18 protein-coding genes and 3 tRNA genes are annotated in these 25,416 nt (G+C 62.5%); 9 read left to right on the forward strand and 12 right to left on the reverse strand.

Annotation, left to right across the window (positions count from 1 at the left end; genetic code table 11):
* Positions 1-71 precede the first annotated feature (71 nt).
* Positions 72-1,646: a lytic transglycosylase domain-containing protein gene (locus L1F06_RS12455; RefSeq protein WP_129482406.1), complete on the forward strand. Its 1,575-nt coding sequence runs from the start codon at positions 72-74 to the stop codon at positions 1,644-1,646.
* On the opposite strand, the gene L1F06_RS12460 is transcribed toward L1F06_RS12455, so the two are convergent.
* On the reverse strand, positions 1,647-3,068 hold the full coding sequence (locus L1F06_RS12460) for an HDOD domain-containing protein (protein WP_435301303.1): 1,422 nt from the start codon (positions 3,066-3,068) through the stop codon (positions 1,647-1,649). It abuts the gene before it with no gap.
* 168 nt (positions 3,069-3,236) lie between these two features.
* On the opposite strand from L1F06_RS12460, the gene L1F06_RS12465 reads away from it, so the two are divergent.
* From L1F06_RS12465 to L1F06_RS12495, 7 genes are all read left to right on the forward strand, one after another.
* A complete protein-coding gene (locus tag L1F06_RS12465; protein ID WP_129482404.1) occupies positions 3,237-5,066 on the forward strand; it encodes an extracellular solute-binding protein in 1,830 nt (609 codons plus the stop codon).
* Complete coding sequence (locus L1F06_RS12470) at positions 5,063-6,910, forward strand: extracellular solute-binding protein (RefSeq protein WP_003239964.1); 1,848 nt, start codon at positions 5,063-5,065, stop codon at positions 6,908-6,910. The genes L1F06_RS12465 and L1F06_RS12470 overlap by 4 nt, the downstream gene beginning before the upstream one ends.
* A gap of 1 nt (position 6,911) precedes the next feature.
* Positions 6,912-7,985, forward strand: coding sequence for a microcin C ABC transporter permease YejB (locus L1F06_RS12475; RefSeq protein ID WP_003239962.1), 1,074 nt, complete (start codon positions 6,912-6,914; stop codon positions 7,983-7,985).
* Between the two features lie 2 nt (positions 7,986-7,987).
* On the forward strand, positions 7,988-9,007 hold the full coding sequence (locus L1F06_RS12480) for an ABC transporter permease (protein ID WP_003239960.1): 1,020 nt from the start codon (positions 7,988-7,990) through the stop codon (positions 9,005-9,007).
* A 1-nt stretch (position 9,008) separates the two neighbouring features.
* Positions 9,009-10,622 (forward strand): ABC transporter ATP-binding protein, encoded by a 1,614-nt coding sequence (locus L1F06_RS12485; RefSeq protein WP_012018486.1) that lies wholly within the window; start codon positions 9,009-9,011, stop codon positions 10,620-10,622.
* Between the two features lie 28 nt (positions 10,623-10,650).
* Positions 10,651-11,445 (forward strand): enoyl-ACP reductase FabI, encoded by a 795-nt coding sequence (fabI, locus tag L1F06_RS12490; RefSeq protein WP_024308006.1) that lies wholly within the window; start codon positions 10,651-10,653, stop codon positions 11,443-11,445.
* A gap of 219 nt (positions 11,446-11,664) precedes the next feature.
* The gene (locus tag L1F06_RS12495) at positions 11,665-13,212 is read left to right on the forward strand and encodes a phospholipase D family protein (protein WP_129482403.1); all 1,548 of its coding nucleotides are present in this window, start codon (positions 11,665-11,667) and stop codon (positions 13,210-13,212) included.
* A 54-nt stretch (positions 13,213-13,266) separates the two neighbouring features.
* Here L1F06_RS12495 and L1F06_RS12500 read toward each other — a convergent pair whose 3' ends face one another.
* From L1F06_RS12500 to L1F06_RS12540, 9 genes are all read right to left on the reverse strand, one after another.
* Positions 13,267-15,114, reverse strand: a complete 1,848-nt coding sequence (locus tag L1F06_RS12500; RefSeq protein ID WP_129482402.1) for a SurA N-terminal domain-containing protein — start codon at positions 15,112-15,114, stop codon at positions 13,267-13,269.
* A gap of 194 nt (positions 15,115-15,308) precedes the next feature.
* The gene (gene hupB, locus L1F06_RS12505; protein WP_003239952.1) at positions 15,309-15,581 is read right to left on the reverse strand and encodes a nucleoid-associated protein HU-beta; all 273 of its coding nucleotides are present in this window, start codon (positions 15,579-15,581) and stop codon (positions 15,309-15,311) included.
* 135 nt (positions 15,582-15,716) lie between these two features.
* Positions 15,717-18,113, reverse strand: a complete 2,397-nt coding sequence (gene lon, locus L1F06_RS12510) for an endopeptidase La (RefSeq protein WP_129482401.1) — start codon at positions 18,111-18,113, stop codon at positions 15,717-15,719.
* Positions 18,114-18,262: 149 nt separating this feature from the next.
* Positions 18,263-19,543 carry an ATP-dependent Clp protease ATP-binding subunit ClpX gene (clpX, locus tag L1F06_RS12515; RefSeq protein WP_003239947.1) on the reverse strand — a complete coding sequence of 427 codons (1,281 nt, stop codon included), beginning with the start codon at positions 19,541-19,543 and terminating at the stop codon, positions 18,263-18,265.
* 107 nt (positions 19,544-19,650) lie between these two features.
* Positions 19,651-20,292, reverse strand: coding sequence for an ATP-dependent Clp endopeptidase proteolytic subunit ClpP (gene clpP, locus L1F06_RS12520; protein WP_012018482.1), 642 nt, complete (start codon positions 20,290-20,292; stop codon positions 19,651-19,653).
* Positions 20,293-20,386: 94 nt separating this feature from the next.
* Entirely contained in the window at positions 20,387-21,697 is a 1,311-nt protein-coding gene (gene tig / locus L1F06_RS12525) for a trigger factor (RefSeq protein ID WP_129482400.1), read from the reverse strand.
* A gap of 126 nt (positions 21,698-21,823) precedes the next feature.
* A tRNA-Leu gene (locus L1F06_RS12530) sits at positions 21,824-21,908 on the reverse strand.
* A gap of 55 nt (positions 21,909-21,963) precedes the next feature.
* A tRNA-His gene (locus L1F06_RS12535) sits at positions 21,964-22,039 on the reverse strand.
* 38 nt (positions 22,040-22,077) lie between these two features.
* A tRNA-Arg gene (locus L1F06_RS12540) sits at positions 22,078-22,154 on the reverse strand.
* 269 nt (positions 22,155-22,423) lie between these two features.
* Between L1F06_RS12540 and folD the strand changes: the two genes are divergently transcribed.
* Positions 22,424-23,278 (forward strand): bifunctional methylenetetrahydrofolate dehydrogenase/methenyltetrahydrofolate cyclohydrolase FolD, encoded by an 855-nt coding sequence (gene folD, locus L1F06_RS12545; protein WP_003239941.1) that lies wholly within the window; start codon positions 22,424-22,426, stop codon positions 23,276-23,278.
* A 60-nt stretch (positions 23,279-23,338) separates the two neighbouring features.
* Here folD and L1F06_RS12550 read toward each other — a convergent pair whose 3' ends face one another.
* Together L1F06_RS12550 and L1F06_RS12555 are read right to left on the reverse strand one after the other, a co-directional pair.
* A complete protein-coding gene (locus L1F06_RS12550; protein WP_096826380.1) occupies positions 23,339-25,081 on the reverse strand; it encodes an ABC transporter substrate-binding protein in 1,743 nt (580 codons plus the stop codon).
* A gap of 51 nt (positions 25,082-25,132) precedes the next feature.
* Positions 25,133-25,405: a DUF2160 domain-containing protein gene (locus L1F06_RS12555; RefSeq protein WP_129482399.1), complete on the reverse strand. Its 273-nt coding sequence runs from the start codon at positions 25,403-25,405 to the stop codon at positions 25,133-25,135.
* Between the last annotated feature and the right edge of the window lie 11 nt (positions 25,406-25,416).

The following is a 25,416-nucleotide window of genomic DNA, read 5'->3' on the forward strand; positions in this document are numbered from 1 at the left end:
GAAAACTTGACCACCCCCGCTTCGGTTCCTAGAATCGCCCGATCTTTTCGCCGGGACAAACACCTCACCCAATGCCTTTATCATCACGCAAGCCATTGAATACAAAGGCATTGGTGCGAAGCGCTCGAGCGCTAGCGGTGATGTGCAGCATGATCCTGGCCGGCTGTCAGAGCCTGCCCAGCGATACCCCGGACCGCTCGGCTGACACCTCCCGAGCCGTGGGCCTGGAGCGCGAGCCGGAGTGGCTCAACAACCAGGTCAAACCGCGCGAGTACACCGATATCTGGGAACGCATGCGCGACGGCTTCAAGCTTCAGGACGAGATCGGCATCAACCCCCGCATCGAACGTCTGCGCCTCTGGTACGCCAGCAACCCGCGGCATGTCGACACCGTCAGCGAGCGCAGCGCTCCCTACATCCATTACATCGTCGAGCGCCTGGCCGAACGTGACATGCCGATGGAGCTGGCCCTGCTGCCGGTGATCGAGAGCGCCTACGACCCGCAGGCCTACTCTTCCGCCCATGCCGTCGGTCTCTGGCAATTCATTCCCTCCACCGGTCGTCACTACAACCTGCGCCAGACCAACTGGTACGACGGCCGGCGCGACGTCACCGCCTCGACCCAGGCCGCCCTCAACTACCTGAGCCGCCTGCACGAGATGTTCAACGGCGACTGGCTGCTCGCCCTGGCCGCCTACAATGCCGGCGAAGGCCGCATCAGCCGCGCCATCGAACGCAACGAAAAGCTCGGCCTGCCCAGCGACTACTGGAACCTGTCGCTGCCCAAGGAAACCGAGGACTACGTGCCCAAACTCCTGGCCCTGTCGCAGGTCATCCTGACGCCCGAGGCCTATGGCGTGACGCTGTCACCGATTGCCAACGAGCCCTACTTCGAGCAGGTCGCGATCAAGCAGCACATGGACCTCTCCCGAGTCGCCAAACTGGCCGACCTGGATGAGCAGGAACTGCTGCAGCTGAACCCCGCCTACAAACGCGGCATCACGCTCGACGGCCCGCAGCACCTCCTGGTACCGACCGAAAAGGCCGAACTGCTCAGCGCCAACCTGGCATTGATGAAGCCTCAGGAGCTGGTCGACTGGCAGAGCTACACCGTACGTTCCGGCGACAGCCTGCACGGCATCGCCAACCGTCATCACCTGAGCGTGAGCATGCTCAAGGACGTCAATCGTCTGAGCGGCAACAATCTGCGCATCGGCCAGGTGCTGACCATTCCCGGCAAGCCCGGCGTGCAGCCGAGCGAGCCGCTGTATCAGCAGCGTAGCGTGGCTCAGGCTCCGGCGGCGCGCACCTATCAGGTGAAGAACGGCGACAACCTGTGGCAGATCGCCCGCGCCAACCAGGTCGCCGTGCACGACCTGCAGCGCTGGAACAAACTGCAAGGCAACCAGCTGAAAGTTGGCCAGGTGCTCAATCTGACGGAACCGGGCGCAGGCGCCACACAGGTCGCCAGCGCCAAGCCAGCCAGCAGTGCGCGCGACAAGGCCACCTACTACCGGGTTCAGCAAGGCGATTCGCTGTACGTCATCGCCAAGCGTTTCAAGATCGACCTCAAGCGATTGCAGGCCTGGAACCCGCGCAGCAGCACGTTGCGCCCCGGGCAGACAGTGACGCTCTTCCTGCCCTGATCAACGCTTGCTGATCGCCTCCAGGCAGCGCCCGGTCAACTGGGTAAAGCGCTGGAAGGCCACGAACTGTTCGTGGCGCAGCGCCCTGCCGGATAACCTGCTGTCGGCATAGAGCACCCCGATCTCTCGCGTTCCCGCGATGATCGGCGCGATGAAGAACATTCCCGCGCCCAGGCTGCGGCGGATCGGCTGAGTGACCAGCTCGGCCAGGTTGTAGCTGGCCGGCACCCCCATCCAGATCGGCTCGCGGTGGCGCAGTGCATAGCTGAAGATATGGGGCTGCTCGACCTGCTCGGCAGGCAAAACGAAGTCCTGCAGCCACTGCTCGGTCTTGTCGCCCATCACGCGCTTGGCGCGAAAACAGCTCTGCCCATCCGCCAGCACCGCCAGCATCACCCGTTCCAGACCGGCGCCGCGGTGCAGCCCCTTGAGCAGGGTATCGAGAATCAGGCCGACATCGGCGCGCTTGCTTACCATCAGGCCGAGGTCCTGCAGCGCCTGCTGCATGACCAGCAGGTCCGGCTGCAACAGGCGCGCCTTGCGCTCTTCCTGCTGCAGGCGAATCTGCTCGGGGTCGGTATTGGGAATGAGCCGACACAGCTTGCTGGCGCCAAAGGTGGAGGCCACCTTGACCGCCTCGTCGGCACTGGCCAGCACCTGCTGCAGCGCCTCCTCCGGACTGAGGTCGACGAATGCGGCCATCTTCGCCAGCACGGCTTCCATCTCTGGCGAATCCCAGCCCTGCAGCGCCGCCTCGCTGATACGCACCCCCAGCTGCACCGCATAGGCCGCCGGGTCGTGCTGATTGGCGCCGGCATGGGCCAGGCTGACGGTCTCGCCCAGGTTCCAGCTTTTCACGAGCCCCTGGGTCAGTTGCCGGAAGCTGGTGCCCAGCACCTCGCGCACCGCCTCCTCGGTTTCGACCCCCGGTTGCGCCAGGGCCGCGGCCAGTTCATCGGCCTGCTCACCGCCACAGCCCCAGAAGGCCAACTCGCCGAGATGATGCAGCAAGGCGGCGATGAACACTTCCTCGGCATGCTTGGAGAGCACGTAACCGGCGATGTTGCGTGCCTGTACGGCGGCGTGGAAGGAACGCGCGAGCAGCTCCTGCAACTGCTCGCGGGGCGCGCGGGTGAGCAGGCCGTCGATCAGGCTCACCGACAGCCCGATCAGTCGCACATTGTCGAAGCCGATCAGCACGATGGCCCGCGAAATGGTCTTGATGGTTTCCTGCGAGGGGTTGTAATAGACGCTGTTGCCGACCCGCAGCACCTTGCTGGTCAGCGCTGCGTCACGCAGCAACACGTCGGCCAGCTGCTGCACCGAGGCCGAATCCTGCTGGGCCAGGCGCTGCAGATCCTGCACCACGGCGGCCAGCGCGGGTAGTTCGGCTTGGTTCAGGCGATCGATCCATGACTGCAAACCATGGCTGCGTTCCGACAAATTCGTACCCTCGTGGTGTGTACATGAAGTGTATGCCAAAGTGCCGTCACTGCTCGCCCGGAACGGCGCTCTTTTTCCTGCCCAGACAAGCTGTTACTGTACCGACCCAGAAGCCCAAAAGCCGCCATGGATCGGATCTCACGCCCGATGCGTCCCCTCCTCCTGCTGTCCCTGAGCCTGGCCTTGAGCTTTCCCGCCTCTGCGACTATCAGCGAAAGCCACGGCTACGCCCAGTTCGGGACACTCAAGTACCCCGCCAGCTTCACCCATTTCGACTGGGTCAACCCCGAGGCGCCCAAGGGCGGCACCCTGCGCATCATGGCCTCGGGCACTTTCGATACACTGAACCCCTACCCACTCAAGGGCAGCAGCCCGATTTCCACCGCGCATTTCCTGCAGTACGGCGTGACCGAGCTGAACGAACCGCTGATGGTCGGCACCGGCCCCTACGATCCGTCCGGGGACGAGCCAGCCTCCAGCTACGGCCTGATCGCCAGAAGCGTGGAGTACAGCGAGGACCGCAGCTGGGTGGTGTTCAACCTGCGCCCGGAAGCACGCTTTCACGACGGCAAGCCGATTACCGCCTATGACGTGGCCTTCTCCTACCGCCTGCTGCGCAGCGATGGCCATCCGCAATACCGTACCAACCTGCAGGAAGTGAAACGGGTCGACATTCTCGGCCGCCATCGCATCCGCTTCGTGTTCAAGCGCGCCGGCAATCCGCTGCTGATCCTGCGTCTCGGCGAATTGCCGGTACTGCCGCAGCATTATTGGAAGGACCGCGACTTCAAGGCGACCACCTTCGAACCTCCTCTGGGCAGCGGCCCCTACCGCATCATCCAGGTGGTACCCGGCCGACGCTTAGTGTTTCAGCGCGTGAAGAACTGGTGGGGCGAGGATCTGCCGGTCAACCGCGGCAAGTACAACTTCGACCGGGTCGAAGTGGAGTTCTACCGCGACAACCATGTGGCCTTCGAAGCCTTCAAGGCCGGTGAGTTCGACTTTTATATCGAGAACCAGGCGAAGAACTGGGCCAACGGCTATCGCTTCCCGGCCGTCATCCGCGGCGACGTGATCCGCGCCGAGATTCCGCACCAGATACCGACCCAGACCCAGGCGCTGTTCATGAACACCCGGCGCGCCACGTTCGCCGACCGCCGGGTGCGGCAGGCGCTGGGGCTGATGTTCGACTTCGAATGGACCAATCGCACCCTGTTCAACAACGCCTACGTGCGCGCGACCAGCTACTACCCCAACAGCGAGTTCTCGGCCACCGGCAAGCCCGAGGGCGCCGAATGGCTGCTGCTGTCGCCACACCGCGACAAGCTACCCGCCCAGCTGTTCACCGAACCGCCGACACAACCGGTAACCGATGGCCGCGGCATCCCTCGGGAAACCTTGCGTCGCGCGCTCGGTCTATTGGCCGACGCCGGCTGGAAGCCCGCCGGCCAGGAGTTGCGCAACGCCCGCGGCGAGCGCCTCGAGTTCGAGATCATGCTGGTCAACCCCAGCCTCGAGCGCATTCTTCAACCCTATGTCGCCAACCTCGCCAGCGTCGGCGTTCGCGCCAATCTGCGCACTGTCGACCGTGCCCAGTACAAGCAACGCCTCGACCAGTTCGACTACGACATGATCCTGCTCACCCTGCCACAGACCCTGAGCCCCGGCCTGGAACAGTCGCTGTACTTCCATTCCAGCCAGGTGGGCATCAAGGGTGGCCGCAACTATGCGGGGGTCAGTGACCCGGTGGTCGACGAGATGATCGACAAACTGCTGTCGGCGCAGACCCGGGACGAACAGATCGCGGCCACCCGCGCGCTGGACCGGGTCTTGCTTTGGCAGCACTACAGCATTCCCAACTGGTACATCAACTATCACCGCCTGGCGTACCGCAACCGGTTCGCCTTCGTCACCACGCCGCCCTATACCCTGGGCTTGCGCACCTGGTGGCTGAAGCCTACGGAGAACGCTCGATGATCCACCCGCTGCGCAGTATCCTGCTCCACGGTAGCAGCCTCATCTTGCTCGGCCTGGCCGGCCTCGCCCTCGCCGCCCCCAAGCACGCCGCCACCCTCTATGATGAACCACCGAAGTATCCCGCCGACTTCCAGCACTTCGAATACGCCAACCCTGACGCACCGAAAGGTGGCATTTTCCGCCAGGCCGGCTTCGGCAGCTTCGACAGCCTCAACCCCTTCATCAGCAAGGGCGTTTCCGCTACCGACATCGGCCTGATCTACGACACCCTCACGGTGCAGAGCCTGGACGAACCCTTCACCAGCTATGGCCTGCTCGCCGAGAAGATCGAGAAGGCACCGGACAACGCCTGGGTGCGTTTCCTACTGCGCAAGGAAGCGCGCTTTCACGATGGCGAGCCCGTCACCGCCGAGGACGTCAAGTTCACCTTCGACATCCTGATGGAGAAAGGCGCGCCCATGTACCGCGGCTACTACGCCGACGTCGAGCGCGTCGAGGTGGAGTCGCCGCACAGCGTGCGCTTCATCTTCAGGCACGCCGGCAACCGCGAGTTACCCCTGATCGTCGGCCAGCTGCCAGTGCTGCCCAAGCACTGGTGGGCCGAGCGCGACTTCAGCCGCAGCAATCTGGAAGTGCCGCTGGGCAGCGGCCCCTACCGCGTCGGCCGGGTGCAGGCCGGGCGCAGTATCCGCTATGAGCGCGTCAAGGACTGGTGGGCCAAGGACCTGCCCGTGAGCCGCGGTTTCTACAACTTCGACCAGATGCAGGTCGATTACTACCGCGACAACACCGTGGCCCTGGAAGCACTCAAGGCCGGACAGTTCGATTACTGGCTGGAAACCAGTGCGAAGAACTGGGCGACTGCCTACAGCATCCCCGCCGTCGCCAACGGTCAGCTGATCAAGGAAGAGATCCAGAACCGCAATCCGACCGGCATGCAGGGCTTCATCTTCAACACCCGCCGCCCGCAGTTCCAGGACCGCCGCGTACGCGAGGCCCTGGGCCTGCTGTTCGACTTCGAATGGGCCAACAAGCGCCTGTTCAACGGCGCCTACATTCGCACCCGCAGCTATTTCGATAACTCCGAACTGGGCTCGCAGGGCCTGCCCGGTGAAGACGAGCTGGCGATTCTCGAGCCGCTACGGGGCAAGATTCCGGCCGAGGTGTTCAGCGAAGAGTTCCGCGTACCGGTCACCGACGGCAGCGGCATCATCCGCGAACAGCAGCGCCGCGCCTATCAGCTTTTGCAGCAGGCCGGCTGGCGCATCGAGGGCGACCGCATGCTCGACGCAGGCGGCCAGCCGGTGAGCTTCGAGTTTCTGCTGGCGCAGACCGAGTTCGAGCGCGTTCTGCTGCCCTTCAAGCGCAACCTGGCCGACCTCGGCATGGAGCTGGTGATTCGCCGCGTCGACGTCTCGCAGTACATCAACCGTCTGCGCTCGCGCGACTTCGACATGATCGTCGGCGGCTTCGGCCAATCCAACTCGCCGGGCAACGAGCAGCGCGAATACTGGCACTCCTCCAGCGCCGACAATCCCGGCAGCCGCAACTACATCGGCCTCAAGGACCCGGCCATCGACCAGCTCGTCGAAGGCCTGATCAACGCCGATTCGCGGCAAAGCCTCATCGCCCATACCCGCGCTCTTGACCGTGTCCTGCTGTGGGGCCATTACGTGATCCCCAACTGGCACATCAAGACCTGGCGCGTCGCCTACTGGAACCGCTTCGAGCATCCCAAGGTAACGCCGCTGTACGACATCGGCCTGCACACCTGGTGGGTACGCCCGGGCCTCGAGCAGCCCAGCGCAGCGCAGCGGCAAGCGGCCGAACAGGCGGAGCAATAACATGCTGGCCTATATCATCCGCCGTCTGCTGCTGATCATCCCGACCCTGTTCGGCATTCTGGTGATCAACTTCATCATCATCCAGGCCGCCCCCGGCGGGCCGGTGGAGCAGATGATCGCCAAGCTCGAAGGCTTCGATGGCGCCACCAGCCGCATCGCCGGCGGTGGTGCCGAGGTCTCGGTGGCCGGCTCCAACTACCGCGGCGCCCAGGGCCTTGACCCGCAGCTGATCGCCGAGATCGAGAAGATGTACGGCTTCGACAAGTCGGCGCCGGAACGCTTCTGGATCATGCTGAAGAACTACGCCCAGCTGGACTTCGGTGCCAGTTTCTTCCGCGATGCTCAGGTCATCGACCTGATCATCGAGAAGATGCCGGTGTCGATCTCGCTCGGACTATGGAGCACCCTGATCATGTATCTGGTCTCCATCCCCCTGGGCATCGCCAAGGCTACCCGCCACGGCAGCGCCTTCGACGTCTGGACCAGCTCGGCGATCATCGTCGGCTACGCCATCCCGGCGTTCCTCTTCGCCATTCTGCTGATCGTGCTGTTTGCCGGGGGCAGCTACTGGGACTGGTTCCCGCTGCGCGGGCTGACCTCGAACAACTTCGAGGAGCTCAGCTTAGGCGGCAAGATCCTCGACTACCTCTGGCACCTGGTGCTACCAGTCACTGCCCTGGTGATCGGCAACTTCGCCACCCTGACCCTGCTGACCAAGAACAGCTTCCTCGACGAGATCAACAAACAGTACGTGATCACGGCCCGGGCCAAGGGCCTGACCAACCATCGCGTGCTCTACGGCCATGTGTTTCGCAACGCCATGCTGCTGATCATCGCCGGTTTCCCTGCCGCCTTCATCGGCATCTTCTTCACCGGTTCCCTGCTGATCGAGGTGATCTTCTCCCTCGATGGTCTGGGCCTGATGAGCTTCGAGGCAGCGATCAACCGCGACTATCCGGTGGTGTTCGGCACCCTGTTCATCTTCACCTTGCTGGGGCTGATCGTGAAACTGATCGGTGACATCACCTACACCCTGGTCGATCCGCGCATCGACTTCGAAAGCCGGGAGGGTTGAGCATGAAACTCTCCCCTCTCAATCAACGCCGCTTCGACCGTTTCAAGGCGCACAAGCGTGGCTGGTGGTCGCTGTGGCTGTTCCTCATCCTGTTCGCCCTGAGCCTGGGCGCCGAGCTGATCGCCAACGACAAGCCATTGGCCGTGCGGTATGACGGGCAGTGGTACTTCCCGGTGCTCAAGCGCTACCCGGAAACGGTGTTCGGCGGCGAGTTCCCGCTGCAGGCCAACTACAAGAGCCCCTATATCCAGGAGCTGATCGCGGAAAAGGACGGCTGGATGATCTGGCCGCCGATTCCCTTCAGCTATTCGAGCATCAACTACGAACTGGAGGTTCCGGCCCCTGCCCCACCCTCGGCGCAGAACTGGCTGGGCACCGATGATCAGGGGCGCGACGTGCTGGCGCGGGTGATCTACGGTTTTCGCATCTCGGTGCTGTTCGCCCTGATCCTGACCCTTGCCAGTTCGGTGATCGGCGTCATCGCCGGCGCCCTGCAGGGCTTCTACGGCGGCTGGGTCGACCTGCTCGGCCAGCGCTTTCTCGAGATCTGGTCCGGCCTGCCGGTGCTCTATCTGCTGATCATCCTGGCCAGCTTCGTGCAGCCGAACTTCTGGTGGCTGCTGGGCATCATGCTGCTGTTCTCCTGGATGAGCCTGGTGGACGTGGTGCGCGCCGAATTCCTGCGCGGCCGCAACCTCGAGTACGTGCGTGCGGCGCGGGCGCTGGGCATGGGCAACGGCGCCATCATGTTCCGCCACATCCTGCCCAACGCCATGGTCTCGACCATGACCTTCATGCCCTTCATCCTCACCGGCGCCATCGGCACGCTGACTGCGCTGGACTTCCTCGGCTTCGGCCTGCCGCCTGGCGCACCGTCGCTGGGCGAGCTGGTCGCCCAGGGCAAGAGCAACCTGCAGGCGCCCTGGCTGGGCATCAGCGCCTTCGCCGTGCTGGCGATCATGCTGAGCCTGCTGGTGTTCATCGGCGAAGCCGCCCGCGATGCCTTCGACCCGAGGAAATGACATGAGCCAGAACGAAACCCTGCTGCAAGTACGCGACCTGGCCGTCGAGTTCGTCATGGGCGAACAGTGCCAGCGCGTGGTCGAAGGCGTCAGCTTCGACATCCATAAAGGCGAGACCCTGGCCCTGGTTGGCGAGAGTGGCTCGGGCAAGTCGGTCACGGCGCACTCCATCCTGCGCCTTTTGCCCTACCCGCTGGCGCGGCATCCGGCCGGCAGCATCGAGTACGCCGGGCAGGATCTGCTCAAGCTCGGCGAGGGCCGCCTGCGCGGCATCCGTGGCAACCGCATCGCCATGGTCTTTCAGGAGCCGATGACCTCGCTCAACCCGCTGCACTGCATCGAGAAGCAGATCAACGAGGTGCTCGCCCTGCACAAAGGGTTGCGCGGCAAGGCCGCCAGCGCACGTACCCTGGAGCTGCTGGAACTGGTGGGCATTCCCGAACCGAAGAAACGCCTGAAGGCCTACCCGCACGAACTTTCCGGCGGCCAGCGGCAGCGGGTGATGATCGCCATGGCCCTGGCCAACGAGCCCGAGCTGCTGATCGCCGACGAGCCCACCACCGCGCTGGACGTCACCGTGCAGCTGAAAATCCTCGAACTGCTCAAGGATCTGCAGGCGCGCCTGGGAATGTCCTTGCTGCTGATCAGCCACGATCTCAACCTGGTACGGAGAATTGCCCATCGCGTATGTGTCATGCAGCGCGGTCGCATCGTCGAACAGGCGTCGTGTGAACAATTGTTCCAGGCTCCAGAGCATCCCTATACCCGGGAACTGCTCGGCGCCGAGCCCAGCGGCGATCCCGCGGCCAACCCCGTGGGCCAGCCGATACTGGAAGTGGACGACCTGCGCGTGTGGTTCCCGATCAAGAAGGGGCTGCTGCGCCGGACGGTGGATCATGTCAAGGCAGTGGACGGCATCAACTTCAGCCTGCCCCAGGGCCAAACCCTGGGCATCGTGGGTGAAAGCGGTTCCGGTAAGTCCACCCTGGGCATGGCCATTCTGCGGTTGCTCGCCAGCCGCGGTGACATCCGCTTTCAGGGCCAGCAGCTGCAGGGCATGAGCCAGCATGAGGTACGTCCCCTGCGGCGACAGATGCAGGTGGTGTTCCAGGACCCCTTCGGTAGCCTGAGCCCACGCATGTCGGTGGCCCAGATCGTCGGAGAAGGCCTGCGCATTCACCGCATGGGCAGCGAGGCAGAGCAGGAACAGGCGATCATCGACGCGCTTTTGGAGGTAGGGCTGGACCCGCAGACGCGGCATCGCTACCCCCACGAGTTTTCCGGCGGGCAACGGCAGCGGATTGCCATTGCCCGGGCACTGGTGTTGAAACCGGCGCTGATTCTGCTGGACGAGCCCACCTCGGCGCTCGACCGCACGGTTCAGCGCCAGGTGGTGGAGTTGTTGCGCGGCTTGCAGGCCAAGTACAACCTGACCTATCTGTTTATCAGCCATGACCTGGCGGTAGTCAGAGCGCTGAGCCACCAGTTGATGGTGGTCAAGCAGGGCCAGGTAGTGGAACAGGGGTCTGCCGAGTCGATCTTCAGCGCACCGCAACACCCTTATACGCAGCAGTTGCTGGAAGCCGCTTTCATGGCCCCGGCAACGGCTCACTGATCCTTGAAACAGGAAGAGGAATAGCACAATGGGTTTTCTAACCGGTAAGCGCGTACTCATCGTTGGCGTTGCCAGCAAACTGTCCATCGCCTCGGGTATCGCCGCCGCCATGCACCGCGAAGGTGCCGAGCTGGCTTTCACCTACCAGAACGAGAAGCTCAAGGGCCGCGTCGAAGAGTTCGCCGCCGGCTGGGGCTCCAGCGCCGACCTGTGCTTCCCCTGCGATGTGGCCAGCGACGAGGAAATCGCCGCGGTGTTCGAAGCGCTGAGCAAGAAGTGGGACGGTCTGGACTGCATCGTCCACTCGGTCGGCTTCGCCCCGGGCGACCAGCTCAATGGCGACTTCACCGAAGTGACCACCCGTGAAGGCTTCAAGATCGCCCACGACATCAGCGCCTACAGCTTCGTCGCCCTGGCCAAGGCCGGTCGCGAGATGATGAAGGGCCGCAACGGCAGCCTGCTCACCCTCTCCTACCTGGGCGCCGAGCGCACCATGCCGAACTACAACGTGATGGGCATGGCCAAGGCCAGCCTGGAAGCTGGCGTGCGCTACCTGGCCGGCAGCCTCGGCCCGGAAGGCACTCGCGTCAACGCCATTTCCGCCGGCCCGATCCGTACCCTGGCTGCCAGCGGCATCGCCAGTTTCCGCAAGATGCTGGCCGCCAACGAGAAGCAGACCCCGCTGCGCCGCAACGTCACCATCGAGGAAGTCGGCAACGCCGGTGCCTTCCTCTGCTCCGACCTGGCCTCGGGCATCAGCGGCGAGATCATGTACGTCGACGGTGGCTTCAACACCACCGCCATGGGCGCCATGGAAGACTGAGAAGGTCGCCGGGCATCGTAGAGCGATGCCCGGTTCCGCTGCTCCCCATGCACGGCCCAGCCGTGCCTGAACCCACAACGCCGCACTTTGCTCAGCAAGTGCGGCGTTGTCGTTTCTGGCGTTTGTCAGCATTCAAACCGAATCGAAACGCCAGCACTACTCGGCACGCTTCAACCTTGGCGTTGTCCTAGCTGGGAAGCCTGGAACCGAGATGGGTGAATGACCCCGACAAACAAATGGCGAGCCTGCCTGATCTGCGCGCTATGCGGCCTGGTGCTCGGCTGCGCCCTGCCGCCACTGGATGGCCGTACCGAGAGTCAGGCCTTCACCCAGGAAGAAACGGCCGATACAACGCTGGGACAGGCTCTGGGCAGCGAGCGAGACGCTCATCCCGGGCTGTCCGGCATCCTGACGCTGGCGGCTGCCCGAGATGCCTTCGCCGCGCGCATGCTCATGGTCGAAGCAGCCGAGCGTAGCATCGATGTGCAGTACTACATCTGGCGCGACGACATCACCGGCACCCTATTGCTCGATGCCCTGCTCAGAGCGGCCGAACGAGGCGTTCGTGTCCGCCTGTTGCTGGACGACAACGGTATCGCCGGGCTCGATCAGATCCTGAGCACGCTCGACCACCACCCCAACATCGAGGTGCGCCTGTTCAATCCCTTCTCCCTGCGCCAGGCCAAGGTGCTGGGTTATCTGACCCATTTCCCCCGCGCCAACCGGCGCATGCACAACAAGTCCTTCACCGTGGACAACCAGGCCACCATTATCGGCGGGCGCAATATCGGCGACGAATACTTCGAGGCCAGCGAAGGCGTGCTCTTCGCCGACCTCGACGTTCTGGCCATCGGCCCGGTGGTGGCCGACACCTCCGCCGATTTCGATCGCTACTGGGCCAGCGATTCGAGCTATCCGCTGGAGCTGATCGTGCCTCGCAGGCGGAACACCCCGCTGCGCCTGCATGATCTCGCGGCCGACCTGTCCGACTCACCTGCAGCCAGCGGTTACGTGAAGGCCCTGCAGGAAAGCGAGTTCATCCAACGCTTGCTGGACAAGCGCCTGAGCTTCGAATGGAGCGAGACCACGCTGGTCAGTGACGATCCCGCCAAGGGTCTCGGCACGGCCAGTGACGGCCAGCTGTTGATCAGCCACCTGGGCGAGATGCTCGACATCCCCGAATCGCGGGTCGACCTCGTCTCCCCCTACTTCGTCCCCACGCAAACCGGCGTCGATATCTTCACCGGCCTGGTTCAACGCGGCGTCGAAGTGCGCATTCTCACCAATGCACTGGAAGCAACGGACGTGACGCCCGTCCATGCCGGCTACGCCAAACGCCGTCGCGCACTGCTGGAAGGCGGCGTCAAACTCTATGAAATGCGTCTGGGAGCGGAGGACGACGGCCATCGGGAAAGGGCCGGGCCGTTTGGCAGCTCCGGCTCGAGCCTGCATGCCAAGACCTTCGCGCTCGATGGCCAGCGGGTCTTCATCGGCTCATTCAACTTCGACCCACGCTCCGCCAGCCTCAACACGGAGATGGGCTTCCTCATCGAAAGCCCGGCACTGGCCGCAGCCATTGGTCAGGCATTCGAAGGCGATATCCCGGCCAATGCCTATGAGCTGGGCCTGGACGAAAACGGCCGGATCTACTGGCTGCAGCGCCAGGATGGCGAGCTGCGCCGATTCGACAGCGACCCCGGCACAGGCCTGCTCAAGCGTCTGGGCGTGCGCCTGCTATCGTGGCTGCCCATCGAATGGCTGTTATGACCCGCAAAAGAAAAGCCCCGCACCAGGCGGGGCTTTTTTCGCAGCGGACGACGATCAGAAACGCTCGATGTCGGCCTTGGCTTCCAGCTGCTTGCGTAGCGCAGCGAAGTCCTGCTGACCGGCGCGCGATGCCAGGAAGTTGCGATACATTGCCAGCTCTTCGCTGGTCAGCGCTTCATCGGGCGCGTTCACGCCATCGAGGCGCAGCACGACGTAATCGCCATTGTTCAGCGTCACGCCGGCGTAGCTCGGCTCGCCTGCAGTGGTCGGCTTGGACATGCGGAACAGCGCCTGCAAAACCTTGGGCTCCACGCCATCCTGACTACGGGTGGCCGCTTCCTGCACCTGCCAGTTCGCCCCCTCCGACTCGCCAGCCCGGGCCGCAGCCAGCAGCTTCTCGCCCTCCGCCTTGGCGGCGGCGCTGGCACGCTCCTGCAACAGGTGAGCGCGAATGCTCTCGGCCACCTGCTCGAGCGGCAGCTGCTCGGGCTTGCGGTGCTCCTTGGCGCGCACCACCACGACGGTGCTCGGGTCCAGTTCGATGGTGGAACTGTTGGTACCGTCCTCCAGTACTTCAGGACTGAAGGCAGCCTGCAGCACCTGACGATTGGCAGTGATGCCCGTGGCACCGCCCTCGCGACCGAACGCCTCGCTGACCTTCAGTTCGAGCCCCAGCTCCTGAGCCGGCTGAGCCAGATCGGAAGCTTCGAACGCGGCGTCTTCCAGCTGCTTGGTTGCTTCGACGAAACGCTGCTCGACCTGCTGCGCCTTGAAATCGCGAGCCAGCTTGTCCTTGAGGCTGTCGAAGCTCGGCACCTCGGGCGCCTGCACGCCGAGCAGCTTGATCAGGTGCCAGCCAAAGTCGCTGCGTACGGGCTCGGAAACCTGGCCCGTTTGCAGCGCATAGAGCGCCTCTTCGAACGCCGGATCGTAGACGCCAGGGCCGGCATAACCCAGATCACCGCCATCGGCAGCCGAGCCCGGATCCTCGGAAAACTCCTTGGCCAGTGCCGCGAAATCCTCGCCTGCATCGACGCGCGCCTTGATTTCCTCGATCTTGGTGCGCGCCGCGGCGTCGTCACCCTCGATCAGGATGTGCGCCGCCTGACGCTGCTCTGCCAGATTGGCGATCTCGCTCTCGTAGAGCGGCTGCAGATCATCGTCGCTGACTTCGATCTGATCGAAGAAGCTGTCCTTGTGCAGCTCGACGTATTCCAGCACCACCTGCTCGGGGCTCATGAATTCGCTGGCATGCTCGTCGTAGTAGGCCTGCACGTCGCTGTCCGCCAGTTCCACGGCAGCCGGATCGGCCTTGATGGTGACGCTGGCGAAGTCGCGGGTCTGACGCTCCAGATTGGCGAACGCGCGTGCGTCCTGCTCGGTGACGAAGCTGCTGGCACCGATACCGGCACGCAGCTGGCCGATCAGCATTTCCTCTTCCAGCATCTGGCGGAACTGCAGGCGGGTGTAGCCCATCTGGCGGATGACCTGATCGAAGCGTGCAGCATCGAAGCGGCCATCTACCTGGAATTCGGGGGTTTGCAGGATCACCTGATCCAGCGAGCCTTGCGAGAAGGCGAAATGCGCGTCGCCCGCCGCCTGCAGCAGCAGTTTGCGCTCGATAAGACCCTTGAGCGAAGCCTCGCGCAGCAGTTTGTCGTCGAGCAGCGAGGCATCGAAATCGCGGCCCAGCTGCTGCAGCAGCTGACGGCGCTGCATCTCGACGGCCTGGTTGAGCTCATTGAGGGTAATGGTGTCACCGTTCACGTCAGCCGCATTGTTGCGGTTGCTGGTACCCGTGACGATGGCTTCGAAACCGGTGAAGGCCATCAGCATCACGATGAGGCCGATGATGATTTTGGCAATCCAACCGCGTGAATTGTCCCTGATGTTTTGCAGCATGCTTCCCCCAGAACGACTGTACAAAGTCACCAGCCGCGCAGTGTGGGTAATGTCCAGATAGAAGAAAGGCGCATCCTTGGATGCGCCTTCTCGTAACGCGTTAAGCGGTCAGTGCAGAAAAGTCTCCGACTCCCTGCTCTGCCTCCTAACAGCCGCCAGACAGAGTCCGGCGGCGAGGCAAACCCGGAAGACGCTTAGTTGACGGCGTCTTTCAGAGCCTTGCCAGCTTTGAAGCCCGGGATCTTGGCAGCAGCGATGCTGATCGGCTTGCCGGTCTGCGGGTTGCGGCCAGTGCGAGCAGCACGCTCTTTGACAGCGAAGGTGCCGAAGCCAACCAGTACGACGGAATCACCAGCCTTCAGAGCGCCAGTGACGGATTCAATCACTGCATCCAGCGCGCGGCCAGCAACAGCTTTCGGGATATCAGCAGATGCAGCGATAGCATCGATCAGTTCCGACTTGTTCACTCTAAGTCCCCTTATTTCTGTTGAGTTTGTTTCTTGATTTTTAGTGTAAGCAAAGCGGGTGCTGGATGGCCTGCCGACACAATAAAAGCCGCTTTATAACAAGGGCTCAAAAATTGTGTCAAGGAAGCCCCCCGGCTAATGCGTGCTGATTCGCTCCTTGGAATCAGACTCGCGCTTGTCATCCGTTGCAACCATCTCGGGAGCCGCATCGGGCAAGGGCTCCGGGGCGTATTGCAGCGCAATTTGCAGGACCTCGTCAATCCATTTAACCGGTTTAATCTGCAGGTCTTGCTTAATATTTTCCGGAATTTCTTTCAGATCACGCACATTTTCTTCGGGAATGATCACCGTCTTGATCCCACCGCGATGTGCAGCCAGAAGTTTTTCCTTGAGACCGCCAATGGCCAGCACCTGACCTCGCAGGGTGATCTCACCGGTCATGGCGACATCGGCACGCACCGGAATCTGCGTCAGCGCCGAGACCAGTGCCGTGCACAGGCCAATGCCTGCACTCGGGCCATCCTTGGGCGTAGCACCTTCGGGCATGTGGATGTGAACGTCGCGCTTTTCGTTGAAATCTGCAGGGATTCCCAGACTCTTGGCACGGCTGCGCACCACGGTCATGGCGGCGGTCATGGACTCCGCCATCACGTCACCCAGCGAACCGGTCTTGATCAGATTGCCCTTGCCCGGCACCACGGCGGTCTCGATGGTCAGCAACTCACCACCGACCTGAGTCCAGGCCAGCCCGGTCACCTGGCCGATCTGATCCTGCTGCTCGGCCAGGCCATAGCGGTGCTTGCGCACGCCGAGGAAGTGCTCCAGCGAATCGGCCGTCACCCGCACCTGGAAGCGCTTCTCGCTGGCATGTTCCTTGACCGCCTTGCGGCAGACCTTGGCAATTTGCCGCTCCAGACTGCGCACGCCCGCCTCGCGGGTGTAGTAGCGGATGATGTCGCGGATGGCCGCCTCTTCGAATTCAAGCTCGCCCTTCTTCAGGCCATTGGCCTTGATCTGCTTGGGCGCCAGGTACTTGATGGCGATGTTGACCTTTTCGTCCTCGGTGTAGCCCGGCAGACGAATGACCTCCATGCGGTCCAGCAGCGGGCCGGGGATGTTCATCGAGTTGGCGGTGCAGAGGAACATCACATCCGAGAGGTCGTAGTCGACTTCCAGATAGTGATCGTTGAAGTTGTGGTTCTGCTCCGGATCGAGCACCTCAAGCAGCGCGGACGCAGGGTCGCCGCGCATGTCCTGCCCCATCTTGTCGATCTCGTCGAGCAAAAACAGCGGGTTGCGCACGCCGACCTTGGTCATCTTCTGGATCAGACGACCCGGCATGGAGCCGATATAGGTACGGCGGTGGCCGCGAATCTCGGCCTCATCGCGCACGCCACCGAGGGCCATGCGCACGAACTTGCGATTAGTCGCGGCGGCGATGGACTCGGCCAGCGAGGTCTTGCCCACGCCGGGCGGGCCAACCAGGCACAGCACAGGCCCCTTGAGTTTCTTCACCCGTTTCTGCACGGCGAGATACTCGAGGATGCGCTCCTTGACCTCTTCCAGGCCGTAATGGTCGGCATCGAGAATGCTCTCTGCGCGCGCCAGATCCAGGCGCACCTTGCTCTCGGCCTTCCACGGCACATTGACCAGCCAATCGATGTAGGAGCGCACGACGGTAGCTTCGGCGGACATTGGCGACATCTGCTTGAGCTTGTTCAGCTCGGCATTGGCCTTGGTCAGCGCCTCCTTGGTCAGGCCGGCGTTGTCGATGCGCTTCTTCAGCTCGTCGATCTCGTTGTGGCCTTCGTCGATATCGCCCAGTTCCTTCTGAATGGCCTTCATCTGCTCATTCAGGTAGTACTCGCGCTGGCTGCGCTCCATCTGCTTCTTCACGCGGCCACGGATGCGCTTTTCCACCTGCAGCAGGTCGATCTCGGCATCCAGCAGCGCCAGTACATGCTCGACACGAGCGGACAGCGAGGTGATCTCGAGGATTTCCTGCTTCTGCTCGATCTTCAGCGCCATGTGCGCCGCCATGGTGTCGACCAGGCGGCTGGGCTCGTCGATGCTGTTGAGCGACGACAGCACCTCGGCCGGCACCTTCTTGCCCAGTTGCACGTACTGCTCGAATTGGCTCAGCAGACTGCGGGTGAATACCTCCGACTCGCGCTCGGCAGTATCCCCCTCCTCGATCAGCTGGACTTCGGCCCGGCAATGATCATCGAGTTCGATGAAACGCTCGATGGCGCCACGCTGCTCACCTTCGACCAGCACTTTCACGGTGCCGTCGGGCAGCTTGAGCAGTTGCAGAACGGTGGCAACGGTACCCACGCGATACAGATCCTGGTCATCCGGATCGTCGACGGCCGGGTTCTTCTGGGCCACCAGCAGAATCTGCTTGTCGCCCGTCATCGCTGCCTCGAGGGCCTCGATGGATTTCTCACGCCCGACGAAAAGCGGGATGACCATGTGCGGATAGACCACAACATCGCGCAACGGCAGGAGAGGCAATTCGATGGTTGTCTTCATGATTTCGGCTCAGCGGCGGCCATGAGGCCGTGAACAGGCGGGATTACCCTTGGCTTTTAAGATGGGGGTAGCTCCCGTAAAAAACAAGCGCAATGTCCAGAAAAGCGAAGGGGCCCATAGGGCCCCTTCTTTGCACCGTGTAACAGCTTCTACGCGTCTGGCGCGGCCTTGGCCTGAGGCTCGCTGTTCTCGTAGATCAGCAGCGGCTTGGAGGAACCGTCGATGACGCTCTCGTCGATCACCACCTTGCTCACGTCCTGCTGGGACGGGATCTCGTACATGGTATCGAGCAGGATGCCTTCGAGGATCGAACGCAGGCCGCGGGCCCCGGTCTTGCGCTCCAGCGCCCTCTGCGCAACGGACTTCAGCGCATCGGAGCGGAACTCCAGGTCGACGCCTTCCATCTCGAAGAGCTTGGCGTACTGCTTGGTCAGCGCGTTCTTAGGCTCGGTCAGGATCTGCACCAGAGCCGCTTCGTCCAGCTCCTCCAGGGTCGCGATGACCGGCAGACGACCGACGAACTCGGGAATCAAACCGAACTTGACCAGATCGTCCGGCTCGACCTCACGCAGGGACTCGCCGATCTTCTTGCCTTCCTGCTTGCTGCGCACTTCCGCACCGAAGCCGATGCCGCCCTTGGTGGAGCGAGCCTGGATAACCTTCTCCAGGCCGGCGAACGCGCCGCCACAGATGAACAGGATGTTGCGCGTATCGACCTGCAGGAACTCCTGCTGCGGATGCTTGCGCCCGCCCTGCGGCGGAACCGAGGCTACCGTACCCTCGATCAGCTTGAGCAGCGCCTGCTGCACGCCCTCGCCCGACACGTCACGGGTGATGGACGGGTTGTCCGACTTGCGCGAGATCTTGTCGATTTCGTCGATGTACACGATGCCCATCTGGGCCTTCTCGACATCGTAGTCGCACTTCTGCAACAGCTTTTGAATGATGTTCTCGACGTCCTCACCCACGTAACCGGCCTCGGTCAGGGTGGTGGCGTCGGCGATGGTGAACGGCACGTTGAGCAGGCGCGCCAGCGTTTCGGCCAGCAGTGTCTTGCCCGACCCCGTAGGACCGATCAGCAGAATATTGCTCTTGCCCAGTTCGACATCGTCTTTCTTGTCGCGCTGGTTGAGACGTTTGTAGTGGTTGTACACCGCTACCGAAAGCACCTTTTTAGCGCGTTCCTGACCGATCACATATTGATCGAGGATCGCGCTGATTTCCTTGGGTGCCGGGAGTTTGTGCGCGCTGCTCTCGGCCTGGGCTTCCTGCACCTCCTCGCGGATGATGTCATTGCACAGGTCGACGCATTCGTCGCAGATGAAGACGGAAGGACCGGCGATCAACTTGCGCACTTCGTGCTGGCTTTTGCCGCAGAAGGAGCAATAAAGCAGTTTGCCGTTGTCCTCACCGTTACGTGTATCAGTCATTCGATCAATCCAATACGGTAGGCTTGCAACACAAGATGAAGGCAAATGCGGGCATTTTCAAGGGCGACGGACGCGCCGATGCACAATGCCCGCAGCCGGAACCTCATCTACACCGGCATTTGACGCTTTTCGTGAACGGCATCGACGATGCCGTACTCCACGGCGCGTGGAGCGCTCATGAAATTGTCGCGGTTGGTGTCGCGCTCGATGGTTTCCAGGCTCTGACCGGTGTGATGGGCCAGCAGTTCGTTCAGACGCTCACGAATGAAGAGAATTTCCTTGGCATGGATCTCGATATCCGAGGCTTGGCCCTGGAAGCCACCCAGCGGCTGGTGAATCATCACGCGCGAGTTCGGCAGGCAGAAGCGCTTGCCCTTGGCCCCACCGGCCAGCAGGAAGGCACCCATGCTGCAGGCCTGACCGATGCAGGTGGTGGACACGTCTGCCTTGATGAACTGCATGGTGTCGTAGATCGCCATGCCGGCGGTCACCGAGCCACCTGGTGAGTTGATGTACAGGTGAATGTCCTTGTCCGGGTTTTCTGCCTCCAGAAACAGCAACTGGGCGCAGATCAGGTTGGCCATGTAGTCCTCGACCTGGCCGACCAGGAAAATCACGCGCTCCTTGAGCAGGCGCGAGTAGATGTCGTAGGCACGCTCGCCACGAGCGGACTGCTCGATGACCATCGGCACCAGGCCGCCAGCGGCCTGGATTTCAGGCATGTTTTGCATAAAAGGATTGCGGGACATGTCTTGCGCTCACTCCCTAATAGTCATGTCTCAAATACGCATAAGCCAGCACTGAGGCTGGCTTATGGTGGTGTACTCGAACGAGGTTACGAGATCAGTCGGCTTTCGGGGCTTCCGCCGGCTTGACTGCGTCTTCGTAGGAGACCGCTTTATCGGTCACGTTGGCCTTCTGCAGAACAGTATCTACAACTTGCTCTTCCAGTACAACCGAACGCACTTCGTTCATCTGCTGGTCGTTCTTGTAGTACCAGGCCACAACCTGCTCGGGCTCCTGATAAGCCGAAGCCATTTCTTCGATCAGCTCACGCACGCGGGCTTCGTCAGGCTTCAGATCGAACTGCTTGACCACCTCGGCGACGATCAGACCCAGCACCACGCGACGCTTGGCCTGCTCTTCGAACAGCTCGGCCGGCAGCTGGTCAGGCTTGATGTTGCCGCCGAACTGCTGAACGGCCTGCACGCGCAGACGGTTCACTTCGTTGCCGATCAGCGCCTTCGGCACTTCGACCGGGTTGGCAGCCAGCAGGCCGTCCATTACCTGGTTCTTCACCTTGGACTTGATGGCCTGGCGCAGTTCGCGCTCCATGTTCTTGCGAACTTCGGCGCGGAAACCTTCCAGACCGCCTTCCTTGATGCCGAACAGGGCGAAGAACTCGTCGTTCAGCTCAGGCAGTTGCGGCGCGGAAACGCTGTTCACGGTAACGGTGAACTCGGCGGTCTTGCCGGCCAGGTCGAGGTTCTGATAGTCCTCGGGGAAGGTCGGGTTGATCACGCGCTCTTCACCGGCCTTGACGCCGACCAGGGCATCTTCGAAGCCCGGGATCATGCGGCCGGAGCCCAGCACCAGCTGGGTACCCTTGGCGCTGCCGCCAGCGAAGGCTTCGCCGTCGATCTTGCCGACGAAATCGATGTTCAGCTGATCGCCGTTCTCGGCAGCACGCTCGACAGCTTCGAAACGGGTGTTCTGCTTGCGCAGGATGTCGAGCATGTTGTCGACGTCGCTGTCGGCCACGTCAGCCTGCAGGCGCTCGATGGCGATGGAGTCGAAGCCGGTGACTTCGAACTCGGGGAAGACTTCGAAAGTGGCGACGTATTCCAGGTCCTTGCCCTTTTCGAAGGACTTCGGCTCGACAGCCGGGGCACCGGCCGGGTTCAGCTTCTGCTCGACCACGGCTTCGTAGAAGGTAGCCTGGATCAGGTCGCCCAGCGCTTCCTGACGAGCAGCGTCTTCGTAACGCTGACGGATAACGCTCATCGGCACCTTGCCAGGACGGAAGCCAGGGACCTTGGCACGACGGGCAGTCTGTTGCAGACGCTTGTTGACTTCGGTCTCGATGCGCTCGACGGGGACGCCGACGGTCATGCGGCGCTCAAGAGCAGAAGTGCTTTCAACAGAAACTTGCATGGATATTCCTCGTTGCACAGACATAAGCCGGCTCGAACCGGCCCCGAATCAAGGGCATGCATTCTAGAGGGTCGATATGAAGAAGTCACCCTAGAAGCAGGCGGCAATCGGGAGGGTTTTGTAAGATGGTGCGGACGGAGAGACTCGAACTCTCACACCTTGCGGCGCCAGAACCTAAATCTGGTGTGTCTACCAATTTCACCACGTCCGCGTGGTTTGAAGCTTAAAACAAAAACGCCAGGCTTTGGGCCTGGCGTTCTGGAATATGGGGTGGACGATGGGAATCGAACCCACGACACCAGGAGCCACAATCCTGTGCTCTACCAACTGAGCTACGCCCACCATATTGCATTGCTTACTCAAATTGCCTGACCGCCAAATGGCGCACCCGGCAGGACTCGAACCTGCGACCATCCGCTTAGAAGGCGGATGCTCTATCCAGCTGAGCTACGGGCGCTTATCCATCCGCTAGTGCAGACTTACAAGCTTTCGACTTGAACCTTGCCACGAGGGCTTGACTCTTGCCGTCTCACCCAGCGAGTGGCTGTTCCTGAGAAGCGGGGCGAATGTTATAGACGCCCCCCAACCCCGTCAACAGAAATTTTCAAAAAAGTTCAGCGATATAAAGGAGTTACGCGAAATCGACGGCAGGCGCCTTTGCCCAAGTGAGCGCCCATGCGAGAATGCGCGTCCTTTTTTCATCCTTATTAATGGTTAACCAGCGCAATGACCGCACAACTGATCGACGGCAAGGCGATCGCCGCCAGCCTCCGCCAGCAGATTGCCCAACGTGTCGCCGAACGCCGCCAGCAAGGCCTTCGTGCGCCAGGCCTGGCCGTAATCCTGGTCGGTACCGATCCCGCCTCCCAGGTCTATGTGTCACATAAACGCAAGGATTGCGAAGAAGTCGGCTTCCTCTCCCGCGCCTACGACCTGCCGGCCGAGACCAGCCAGGCCGATCTGCTCGCCTTGATCGACGAGCTCAACGAAGACCCGACCATCGACGGCATCCTGGTGCAGCTGCCGCTGCCCGAGCATCTGGACTCCTCCCTGCTGCTCGAGCGCATCCGTCCGGATAAAGATGTGGACGGCTTCCACCCCTACAACATCGGCCGCCTGGCCCAGCGCATGCCGCTGCTGCGCCCGTGCACGCCGAAGGGCATCATGACCCTGCTGGAAAGCACCGGCGCCGACCTGTACGGCATGCATGCCGTAGTCGTGGGCGCCTCCAATATCGTCGGCCGGCCGATGGCCATGGAGCTGCTGCTGGCCGGCTGCACCGTGACCGTCACCCACCGCTTCACCAAGGATCTGGCGGGCCATGTCGGCCAGGCCGACATCGTCGTGGTCGCGGCCGGCAAGCCGGGCCTGGTCAAGGGCGAGTGGATCAAGGAAGGCGCCATCGTCATCGACGTCGGCATCAACCGCCAGGAAGACGGCAAGCTGGTCGGCGACGTGGTTTACGAGACCGCCCTGCCCCGCGCCGGCTGGATCACCCCGGTGCCGGGCGGCGTCGGCCCGATGACCCGCGCAGGCCTGCTGGAAAACACCCTGCACGCAGCCGAACACCTGCATAAATAAGCAGCGCTGCACAACGAACAACGGCACCCGAGGGTGCCGTTGTCGTTTCTGCCGTAGCGATCAGTTGCGCGCCTGCTCCCAAGACTTGAGCAGCTCGTCGTAGGCGATGGTTTCGCCCTGCGGCTTCTCGTTCTCCAGCTTGGGCTTGGGCGCACCGGGCTGATCGAACCAGTACTGCGGATCCCGCGGCTCGTTCAGCTTCGGCCCGCACTCACCTAGCACACCGGAGCGCTCCAGACGACCGAGCATGGTGTCTTGCGCTGCGGCCAGGCCATCGAGCGCCTGTTGCGGGGTCTTGTCGCCACTGGCGGCCTCGGCGATGAACTGCCACCACAGCTGGGCCAGACGCGGATAATCCGGCACGTTGGTACCGGTTGGCGTCCACTGCACGCGGGCCGGGCTGCGGTAGAACTCCACCAGCCCGCCGAGCTTGGGTGCGGCGTCGGTCATGGCCTGGGAGTTGATGTCCGACTCGCGGATCGGCGTCAGGCCGACCAGGGTCTTCTTCAGCGACACGGTCTTGGAAGTGACGAACTGCGCATAGAGCCAGGCAGCCAGGCGCTGCTTCTCCGGGGTGGACTTGAGGAAGGTCCAGGAACCGGCATCCTGATATCCGAGCTTCATGCCCTCCTCCCAGTACGGCCCTTTCGGCGACGGCGCCATACGCCATTTCGGCGTGCCGTCCTCGTTGACCACCGGCAGGCCCGGCTTGGTCATGTCGGCGGTAAAGGCGGTATACCAGAAGATCTGCTGGGCGATGGCACCCTGCGCCGGCACCGGGCCCGCCTCGGAGAAGGTCATGCCCTGGGCCTCACGCGGTGCGTACTGGCGCATCCAGTCGACGTATTTCTGCGTCGCGAACACCGCCGCCGGACCGTTGGTGTCGCCGCCGCGGGCAACGCTGGAACCCACCGGCCGGCAGCCGTCGACGCGAATGCCCCACTCGTCTACCGGCAACCCGTTTGGCAGGCCCTTGTCGCCGCCACCGGCCATGGAAAACCAGGCGTCGGTGAAGCGCCAGCCCAGCGACGGGTCCTTCTTGCCGTAGTCCATGTGGCCGTAGACGCGCTGACCGTCGATTTCCTTGACGTGCACCGAGAAGAACTCGGCGATGTCCTCATAGGCCGACCAGTTGACCGGTACGCCCAGTTCGTAGCCGTAGATTTCCTTGAACTTGGCTTTCAGCTCCGGGCGCTCGAACCAGTCGGCGCGGAACCAGTAGAGGTTGGCGAACTGCTGGTCGGGCAGCTGATAGAGCTTGCCGTCCGGCCCGGTGGTGAAGGACAGACCGATGAAGTCCTCGAGATCCAGGGTCGGTGAAGTGAAGTCCTTGGCCTCGCCCTCGATCATGTCGCTGATCGCCACCGCCTTGCCGTAACGCGCGTGGGTGCCGATCAGGTCGGAGTCGTTGACCCAGCCGTCGTAGATGTTCTTGTCCGACTGCATCTGCGTCTGCAGCTTCTCGACCACATCGCCTTCCTGCAGCAGGTCGTGCTTGAGCTTGATCCCGGTGATCTCGCTGAACGCCTTGGCCAGCACCTTGGACTCGTACTCGTGGGTGGTGATGGTTTCCGACACCACGCTGATGTTCATGCCGCGAAACGGCTCGGCGGCCTTGATGAACCATTTCAGCTCTTCGAGCTGCTGCTCGGGCGTCAGGGTCGAGGGGTTGAACTCCTCGGCGATCCATTTCTTCGCGGCCTCTTCATAGGCATCCGCCCAGGCCGCACCGCTCAAACCGGACAACGCCAGCAAGGCGGCCAACGCCATGCTATGTCGGGTCTTGTTGTTATTGTCGAACATAGAGACCTCCATCTCAGGATTTGGGGAGAGGCATACCGGCGGCAGCCCGGCTCAGCCCCAGCGCATGACTGCGCACAACCACAACAGCGATAGCAGCGAGGCTATCCACACGCTCCAGTCGGTCACGCCTATCACCAGCAGGTGCAGGTAGGCGCCGCCGAGCAGACCGATGAACAACCGATCACCCCGGGTGGTGGTGATCGGCAGAAAACCCTTGCGCTCGACGCACGGCCAGCGCAGCTCGACCAGCGTCATGCCGGCCAGCAGCACGGCGATGCCGGCGAAGAACAGCGCGGTCGGTAGAGTCCAGGCCATCCAGCTCATGACGAACCTCC

Source organism: Pseudomonas hydrolytica, from assembly GCF_021495345.1.
Lineage (GTDB): Bacteria > Pseudomonadota > Gammaproteobacteria > Pseudomonadales > Pseudomonadaceae > Aquipseudomonas > Aquipseudomonas hydrolytica.